General features: G+C 60.2%; 6 protein-coding genes. 1 reads left to right on the plus strand and 5 read right to left on the minus strand.

Annotated features, from left to right (window positions below; genetic code table 11):
* Positions 1–176: 176 nt before the first annotated feature.
* Positions 177–1,148 carry a flagellin gene (locus tag I8N66_RS13320; RefSeq protein WP_113536422.1) on the minus strand — a complete coding sequence of 324 codons (972 nt, stop codon included), beginning with the start codon at positions 1,146–1,148 and terminating at the stop codon, positions 177–179.
* Between the two features lie 362 nt (positions 1,149–1,510).
* Positions 1,511–2,452: a flagellin gene (locus tag I8N66_RS13325; protein ID WP_291154350.1), complete on the minus strand. Its 942-nt coding sequence runs from the start codon at positions 2,450–2,452 to the stop codon at positions 1,511–1,513.
* A gap of 404 nt (positions 2,453–2,856) precedes the next feature.
* Here I8N66_RS13325 and I8N66_RS13330 point away from each other — a divergent pair, with 404 nt between their 5' ends.
* Positions 2,857–4,770, plus strand: coding sequence for a glycosyl transferase (locus I8N66_RS13330; protein ID WP_291154352.1), 1,914 nt, complete (start codon positions 2,857–2,859; stop codon positions 4,768–4,770).
* 99 nt (positions 4,771–4,869) lie between these two features.
* Here the strand turns inward: I8N66_RS13330 and fliP are convergent, their stop codons facing one another.
* Genes fliP through flgH form a run of 3 tightly spaced genes read right to left on the minus strand, consistent with a single transcriptional unit; the run spans position 4,870 to position 6,823 of the window.
* Positions 4,870–5,607: a flagellar type III secretion system pore protein FliP gene (fliP, locus tag I8N66_RS13335; protein ID WP_113536427.1), complete on the minus strand. Its 738-nt coding sequence runs from the start codon at positions 5,605–5,607 to the stop codon at positions 4,870–4,872.
* Between the two features lie 8 nt (positions 5,608–5,615).
* Complete coding sequence (locus I8N66_RS13340) at positions 5,616–6,113, minus strand: flagellar basal body-associated FliL family protein (protein ID WP_113536428.1); 498 nt, start codon at positions 6,111–6,113, stop codon at positions 5,616–5,618.
* Positions 6,114–6,130: 17 nt separating this feature from the next.
* Complete coding sequence (flgH, locus tag I8N66_RS13345) at positions 6,131–6,823, minus strand: flagellar basal body L-ring protein FlgH (RefSeq protein WP_291154354.1); 693 nt, start codon at positions 6,821–6,823, stop codon at positions 6,131–6,133.
* Between the last annotated feature and the right edge of the window lie 2 nt (positions 6,824–6,825).

Below are 6,825 nucleotides of genomic sequence, written 5' to 3' on the forward strand. Positions count from 1 at the left end.
CTTGTGCGAAAATGAATGTGTTGGACCGCGCCAGGGCAATTAGCGCGGTCCAACCGTTTCCACCGGGTGCCGTGACCGACGACGTGGCAGAACTCAACTTTTGCCGCCCCCGTTCTGGGGCGCGGAAGGGTTTGGCGGATCAGGCGGCCGTGCCGGCCGCTCCCCGCCATTGCGCCTTACTGTTGGAACAGGCGCAGGATGTTCTCGGAATTCGTGTTGGCGATCGAGAGCGCCTGGATGCCGAGCTGCTGCTGGGTCTGCAGGGCCTTGAGCCGTGTCGATTCCTCGTTCATGTCGGCGTCGACCAGACGACCGACGCCCTTGTCGATCGTATCCATGAGGTTGGCGATGAAGCTTTCCTGCATGTCGATGCGCTTGGTAATAGCACCGAGCGTGGAGCCTGCATCCGTCAGCTGACCGAGGATATGGTCGACGACGCGGATCATGTCGTCCATCTGGGCATCGGTGGTCGCTGCCGTCAGCTTGACTTCCGACGAGGTCGCGTTCGGCGTGGTCACCGGCGCGCCGATCAGGTGGAACAGCTTGGCCGAGGTGCCGACCGGCGAGGTGAGCTGGGAGGCGTCGTAGCTCCGGGTCAGCAGACCACGGCTTGCATTGGCCGTGTCGATCAGCATGGATTGCGCCGTGTCGAAGTCGAGCGTGGTGACCGACACATTGCCGTTGGCGTCGCGGTTGAACGAGGCAACGATCGACTTGGTGCCGACCGAGGCCGCGTTCGCGTTGTAGAGCCAGTTTTCGCTGGAGAAGGATGCCGACTGGGCGGCCGCCAGGAGCTGGTTCTTGAGTTCAGTGATTTCCTTGTCGATCTTCAGCTTGTCGACACCCGGCTCGCGTGCTGCGACCAGCTTGCGCTTGATCTCGCTGACGACGTCGATCGACGAATTCATCGCCGCATAGGCCGTATCGATCTTGGCTGCGCCGAGGCCGAGCGCATCTTCGACGGTCGACAGTGCGGCGTTGTCGGAGCGCATGGTGGTCGCGATCGACCAATAGGCGGCATTGTCCGCCGCGGTCTGGACGCGGTAACCCGAGGAAATCCGGTCCTGGACTTCGGCCATGTCGGTGTTGATGGAACGCAAGGTCTGAAGCGCCGCCATAGCGGCGGTATTGGTCATGATGCTGGTCATTGGTCACCTGCCCCGAATGAATTTCTGAAGACATTCCGGAGTGCAGAACCGGCAGCGATGGGACTGGCATCATGCGAATCGCCCCTGTTTTGCCCTGCGGGCGACCCTTCGCTCTTAACCAATGTGTAACGATCGCATGGTTAACAAATGGTTAACGACGTTAGCGAGCTGGTAACGAAGGTGAACAAAAATAAGGGAATATGGACAAACGGTTAAGGATGGGTCGCACACGCTGCCGACGCGCCCCAAAACTGAGAACCATGAAAAAAAAGAAGAAGGCCGCACGACCCCGAGGGGCGTGCGGCCTTTCTGTTGTGTCGAAAAGTGGGGCGAATAGTCGCCCGCCCTTCCCTGTCGTTCGCTTAGCGGAACAGCGACAGAATGTTCTGCGAGTTGGTGTTGGCGATCGTCAGCGCCTGGATGCCGAGCTGCTGCTGCGTCTGCAGAGCCTTGAGGCGGGTCGACTCTTCGTTCATGTCCGCGTCGACGAGACGGCCAACGCCCTTCTCGATCGAGTCCGAGAGGTCGCGAACGAAGTTCTGCTGCAGTTCGACGCGGCTGTTGAGCGCGCCGAGGTCGGATGCAGCGTCGGTCATCTGCAGCAGCGTTGCGTCAACGCCCGAGATGGCTTCAGCCAGAGCGCCGGCCGTCATGTTGGTGATGTCCATGCTCAGGACGCTGTAGCCGGCGGTCACGGTCGAGCCGGTTGCATCCTTGTACTCCATGTTGCTGGAGAGCAGGCCCGTGCCGTTGGTGACGTTGGTGCCGGTGCTGTCGACCTGGATCAGCGAGCTCTTGTTCGTGTCGAACTGGAGCGTCGTCAGGCTGACGTTGCCCTGGTTGTCGCGGTTGAACGAGCCGACGATCGACTTGGTGGCAGCCGCGTTGTTGTTGTCGTTGTAAACCCAGTTTTCGCCAGAGAACGAAGCCGACTTGGCAATGCTCACCAGCTGGTTCTGCAGTTCCTTGACTTCCTTCTGGATCTTGCTCTTGTCAACGCCCGGCTCGCTGGCGGCAACGAGCTTCTTCTTGATCTCGTCGACGACGTCCTTGGAGTTTTCCATGGCCGTGTAGGCAACGTCGGTCTTGGCAGCGCCGAGGCCGAGGGCGTCCTGAACGGTCGAGAGCGCCTTGTTGTCCGAACGCATGGTGGTTGCGATCGACCAGTAAGCGGCGTTGTCAGAAGCGGAACCAACGCGCAGGCCCGACGAGATGCGGTCCTGGGTGGTTTCCATCTGCGAGTTGATCGAACGCAGGGTAGCGAGAGCGCCCATAGCGGCGGAATTGGTCATGATGCTCGTCATTAGAGTGTCCCTTTTTTACTTAAGACGATTGGGGGACATACCGGACTGTTTACACTACCGGTGATGGCGGATCGGCTTCATGCCTCTCGGTTCCAACGACTTTCTCGGAAGAAACCAAACCCGTCATGTGAGGCCGAATATCGAGCCCAATGCTTGCGAATTCCTTAAATGCCGAGACGGTACCAGCGAGAGATAATTTATACTTAACAAGGCTTTAAGTGAGCGCGTGGGGTTACCGGGCGGACCATTGAAATGGCCCTTTGCGAGACGGAACCGCACGCCAATCCGGGCCGGCCGCGTCATGCCTGAGGCAAGGTCCCGCCCCTACGATGGCTGCAAGACCCGCTTTGCGACATCGAGGTGCCAAGCCCTCGATGCCGGCAGCCCATACGACGGAGCTATCAGTGAACGCCCAAGCCATCTTCTCGACCGCTTCCCGGCAATACCAGAAAGGCCAGTACACGGACGCGCTCGACCAGCTCAACATCCTGATGAACGTCAATCGGGATACGAAGACCTATGTGCTGCTCGCCAAGGTTCTGCTGAAACTGGGGTTCAAGCCTGAAGCGGCGCGCGCCTACCAGCTCGCCGGCGAGGCCGGCGGCTCGCGGTCGCAGGGCTATCTGACGGAGGCGATGAAACTCTATTTCACCAACGGGCACGAAGACGAAGCGCTTGCGATCGGCCTGCCGCTTCTCGAAAAGGCCAAGACGGATCCGGATATCGCCTTCATCATCGCTTCGATTTTCCTGAAGCGCGACCAGAAAGAGATTCTCGGCCTGTTCAAGGCACCACTTTCGACCAGCGCCAATCGCTATCACCAATCGCTCGCATTCAAACTCCTGACAGCGGATGTTGGCGATGTGCAGGACCGCGAAGCCGTCGCCAATCTCTTCAAGGCCTACCCGAAGAACACGACGCTGCGCTCGGCCTATCTCGTCTACGCCCGCGAAGCCAACGACTATCCGGAGGTCGAGAAGCATCACCGTGATATCGAGAGAGCCCTGAAGCTTGGTCAGGACGACACCCTCTCGTCAGAAGCGCCATATTACCACGTTACCTGGTGCGGCGATGAGAGGCTTAACCGGATCGCCGGCTCGCAATATCGCCCCTTCCCGCCGGAAAACACCGAGTTGCGCCGGACCATGCCACATGCATGGGGCGATCGCATACGTATCGGCTATGTGTCTTCCGACTTCTGGCACGATCACGCGACCATGAAGCTGATGGCAGCGGCGCTTGAGGCGCATGACCGCACACGCTTCGAGGTCACGCTGTTCTGCCATACTTCACCCAGCAATGTCGCAAGGGACAACGGCTCCCGCGAAAAATGGGGCAATATCATCCAGATCGGCGAGCTTTCCGATGAGCATGCGGCCGCGGTCATCCGCGCCCAGAACATCGACATCCTCGTCGACCTGAAGGGGCACACGCTCGAAAGCCGGGCGACGATCTTCAACCACAAGGCCGCCCCCATCCAGGTCAGCTGGCTCGGCTTCCCAGGCACTACCGTCAACGTCGATCTGGACTACATCATCGGCGATCCCCACGTGCTGCCCGACGGAAGCGAAAAGCACTACTACGAAAAATATTGCCGCCTGCCGGAGACCTATCAGCCGAACGACCCTTACAGCCGCCCGCTGCCGACGGCATTGTCGCGTCGCCAGCTCGGCCTTCCCGAGGATGCGTTCGTCTTCGCGTCGTTCAACGCCAATCGCAAGATATCGCTGCAGACGATCAACCTCTGGATCGAGATTCTTCAGCAGACTCCGGACAGCGTGCTGTGGCTAATGTGCGGCCGCCCGGACTCACGAGCGAACATCATCGCAAAGTTCAAGAGCGCCGGCATCGATACCAAACGCATCGTCGTCTGCCCCAAGGTCCTCTATCACGACCATATCAGCCGTATTCCGGTGGCGGACATCGGCCTCGACACCTATCCCTATAATGGCCACACGACGACGTCGGAGCAGCTTTGGGCCGGCCTTCCGGTCCTGACCTTCAAGGGCACCAACTTCGCCTCGCGCGTGAGCGAGAGCCTGCTCAACGCCATCGGCGTGCCGGAACTCGTTGCCGCAGGGCCGGAGGATTATGTGCGCGAGGCAGTCGCACTCTACAGCAACCGCGACAAGATTGCCGACTACCGCAAGACTCTCGAGGAAAACCGTTTCCGCATGCCGCTGTTCGACGCCGAACGCTTCTGCCGCCACCTGGAACAGGGCTACGAAATGATGGCTGACCGCGCACGAAAAGGCCTGGCGCCCGACCATATCGACGTCCCGGCCCTGCCGGCGCGTACCAGCTCGTTCGAGCGCTAGGCGAGCGAACACTCGATCCTGAACGACGAAAGGCAGCGCCAAGGCGCTGCCTTTTTTGTGTCTGTTCGAAGCGTCAACCGTTCGCTGACAGGCGTCTATCTAGCTGAAGGAGCGAACGAGACTGCCGACGAGCAGGTTCCAGCCGTCGATCAGCACGAAAAACAGGATCTTGAAGGGTAGCGAAATCGCCGTCGGCGGCAGCATCATCATACCCATGGCCATGGTGATGGTGGCGACGATCAGGTCGATCACCAGGAACGGCAACATGATCAGGAAGCCGATTTCGAAGCCGCGACGGATTTCCGAAATCATGAAGGCGGGCACGACCGCCCTGAGGTCGACCTTGTCGTCGACGACGACCGTCTGGCCCTTTTCCTTGGCGATATCGATGAAGAGCTGCAGATCCTTGTCGCGGGTGTTGGCGAGCATGAATTCGCGGAAGGGCTCGGTGACCCTCGGGATCGCCTCAGCCTCGGTAATCTGGTTCTTCATCAGCGGGTCGATGCCGTCACGCCATGCGCGATCGAAGGTCGGGCCCATGACATAGAAGGTCATGAACAGCGCCAGCGAAACCATGATCATGTTGGATGGGGTAGTCGCCAGCCCCATGCCGGTGCGCAGGATCGCAAAGGCGATCACGAAACGCGGAAAGCTGGTGACCATGATCAGAATGCCCGGGGCCACCGACAAAACGGTCAAGAGGCCGAAGGTGCGGATGATCCACGAGGCGGCCGACCCGTCGACAGGCGTATTCAGGATATCAGAGGGAAAACTCTGGGCGCCGGCGATACCGGACATCGCCATCATGGCAACTATAAAGGCGACAAGCCGGACCATTTATCGAATCATTGGATGACGAAGGTTCTGAACATCACATTGGTTACGCGCCCATCGGAGCGCAGGTCAACCCGCTCTTGAATGTCATCCCGGAGATATTGAAAGCCACGCGGCCCCTGAATCTGCTGCAGCGAGACCGTCTTCAGATAGGCGGCGATATCCTGGTGGATCTGCTCGGCCAATTTGGGATCGGGCGCGCCGTCGAACTGCAGCGCCACCTCGAGCCGTATCCAATTCTCCGAAGGATAGGCAAGGTTGGTGGTGATCGGCTCCAGCTGGACGACGCCGTTCGCTTCCGTCGCAACCTTCGGCAGGCCCTCTTCGCCGGTGGCATTGGCAGCCGGTTCCTTCGTCGCCTCGACCTGCTCCTTGGGCGGAGGCGGCGCGAGCAGGCCGCCGACCAGCCAGCCGCCGCCGCCGGCGACGAGCGTCAGCACCGCGACGATCGCAATCGTTATGATCTTCGACGGCGACTTCGAAGCATTGGCGGAATCGAGTTCTTCCATCTTGCCATTCCCTGCCGTCAGATCGGCGAAATCAGGTCCATGATCTGCTGGCCGTAGGGCGGCTGCTGCACTTCGGTCAGGCGACCGCGGCCGCCATAGGAAATACGCGCCTCGGCGATGCGGTCGTAGGAGATCACGTTGTCGGCGTCGACATCCCGCGGCCGGACGATGCCGGCGACGTTGAGAATGCGCAGTTCGTGATTGACGCGCACTTCCTGCGAACCGCTGATCAGCAAGTTGCCGTTTTCGAGCACGCCGGTGACGACAGCCGCAACGAGCAGCCGCAGCTTTTCCGAACGTTCGGTCTTGCCATCGCCTTCGGTCTTGGTGTTCGAGCCGTACTTCAACTCGCCCGACCAGTCGAAATCGCTCGACTGCGATTTGCCGTTGGCGCCGATGTTGAAGCCGCTTGCGTTCTTGCGACTGCGATCGGTCTTGTTGTCGAAGGTGGCGCCTTCGTTGATCTTGATATCGACCGTCAGGATGTCGCCGACATTGATTGCGCGCGCGTCCTTGAACAGAGCCGCCTGCTGGTCGTTCCACAACGAGTAGCCGTTCACCACCTGGCGCGGCTGCTTCGGATACATCGCCAGCTGCGGCGTCTGGGAATACTGCAGGCCGCTGCCGATCGGGCTCATCGAAGGCGCCCGACCAATCTCGTTGAACGCCTGGTTCTGACATCCGGCAAGCAGACCCGCCGCCGTCAGCACGG

Source organism: Ensifer sp. SSB1, from assembly GCF_016652895.1.
Taxonomy (GTDB): domain Bacteria; phylum Pseudomonadota; class Alphaproteobacteria; order Rhizobiales; family Rhizobiaceae; genus Ensifer.

Bases quoted from the DNA above. Each gene is read 5' to 3' on its own strand.
- I8N66_RS13320 (WP_113536422.1), bottom strand. From the start codon at position 1,148: ATGACCAGCATCATGACCAATACCGCCGCTATGGCGGCGCTTCAGACC.
- I8N66_RS13325 (WP_291154350.1), bottom strand. From the start codon at position 2,452: ATGACGAGCATCATGACCAATTCCGCCGCTATGGGCGCTCTCGCTACC.
- fliP (WP_113536427.1), bottom strand. From the start codon at position 5,607: ATGGTCCGGCTTGTCGCCTTTATAGTTGCCATGATGGCGATGTCCGGT.
- I8N66_RS13340 (WP_113536428.1), bottom strand. From the start codon at position 6,113: ATGGAAGAACTCGATTCCGCCAATGCTTCGAAGTCGCCGTCGAAGATC.